At 58.5% G+C, this 1,641-nt stretch carries 1 protein-coding gene; it reads left to right on the forward strand.

Annotation, left to right across the window (positions count from 1 at the left end; genetic code table 11):
• The first annotated feature begins 88 nt into the window (after positions 1–88).
• Complete coding sequence (locus tag ACR0P8_RS09595) at positions 89–1,576, forward strand: sensor histidine kinase (protein WP_432624834.1); 1,488 nt, start codon at positions 89–91, stop codon at positions 1,574–1,576.
• Positions 1,577–1,641 lie beyond the last annotated feature (65 nt).

The raw sequence follows: 1,641 nt of genomic DNA on the forward strand, positions 1-1,641 counted from the left end.
TAATAGCCGGATATGTCAATCGGCGATTTCATATTGTACGTGGTTGTATGGCGTGCGAACCTTCCGTTTGGTGCGTATGATGGAGTGCATGGCTGATTTCTCACATATCCTGATGACCCGACCGGATCTAGGCGATGATGATCGCGAATGGTTGCACCAGCTGGTGGCTGATTGGCAGGTCATAGCAGATCTGAGCTTCGCCGATTTGCTGCTGATTCTGCAGAACGGTGATGGCGAATACATTATCGCCGAGCAGTGCCGGCCGTCCACGGTGATGAGCCTGAGGGCCGACGACGTGGTCGGCAGCGTCGCGCCGGAGTCCATGCGCGCCGAACTTGACGCGGCCATGGATTCCGAATCGGTGTTCCGTTCGACGCAACTGCGCAGCGTCGGCAAGGCCAAGGTATGCAATGTGTACGCACCGGTGCGTCATAACGGCAAAACCTTGGGACTTGTCGTCCGTGAGACCAACATGGCGACCCGCGAATCGAATGGCCGCTATGAGTCCGAAAGCATTGGCGCGGGCAAGCAGCTGTATGAGATGATTCCAAGGGGGCAGTTCCCGTACCGCAATCCAATCATGAACCAACGTCACAATGCGCGTGTGTCGGATGGGTTCATTGTGCTTACCGTCGACGGCATAGTCCGGTACGCTTCTCCCAACGCCATCAGCTGCTTCCGTCGTCTGGGGTCGGTCAGCACCATGCAGGGGGAGTATCTGAGCGAGATCGGCACTTCTCTGTTGCATGAGAATGATCCCGTATTGGAGACTCTGCCGCTGGTGCTTAGCGGGAAGGCCGCCGCGGATTCCGAACTGGATGCCAACAAGTCCGCCGTCTCCATGCGTTCGTTGCCGTTGATGGATGCCAACGGACGTGTGGGAGGCATCGTCCTGTGCCGTGACGTCACCGAACTGCGGCGTCGGGAAAAGGAACTGCAGACCAAGGACGCCACCATTTCCGAGATTCACCACCGTGTGAAGAACAATCTGCAGGCGGTGTCCGCGTTGTTGCGCCTGCAGGCGCGCAAGACCAAATCCGAAGAAGTCAAGAAGGAACTCAAGGAGGCGCAGCGCCGCGTGCAGACCATCGCGATGGTGCATGAGGGCCTGAGCCAGACCGCCGATGAGATCGTCGATTACGACAAGGTCATTTCCAACCTGCTGAAGATGGCCGTCGACCTGGCCACCATGCGGGACCAGCATATCGGCATCGACTTCATCGGCAAGTTCGGCATGATGCCGGCGCAGGATGCCACGCCATTGTCGCTGGTGCTCACCGAACTGATCACCAATTCCGTGGAACATGGTTTTGAGGGACGCAAGGACGGCCATATTACGATTTCCGTCGGCCGTGGCGGCAACAACCTCAATGTCGTGGTCGAGGATGATGGAACTGGTTTGGCGGACGAGGAGCATGACGGTATGGCGCGTTCCTCCGGATCGGGACTGGGCACCCAGATCATCAACACGTTCGTCACCAATGATTTCGGCGGAACAGTGCATTGGGAGCCGCGTCGCGGTGGAGGCACCCGAGTGGTGCTCGACATGAAGTTGCGTGCCGCGCAGGATAGCTGACGGTGCGAACGGATATGATAAGGCGGCTGGGCCCGTTCCCGTGGGAAACGGGCCCAGCCGCCATA

The organism is Bifidobacterium sp. (assembly GCF_050874245.1).
Taxonomy (GTDB): Bacteria; Actinomycetota; Actinomycetes; order Actinomycetales; family Bifidobacteriaceae; genus Bifidobacterium.

Coding starts and splice junctions, on each gene's coding strand:
- ACR0P8_RS09595 (WP_432624834.1), top strand. CDS start 89: ATGGCTGATTTCTCACATATCCTGATGACCCGACCGGATCTAGGCGAT.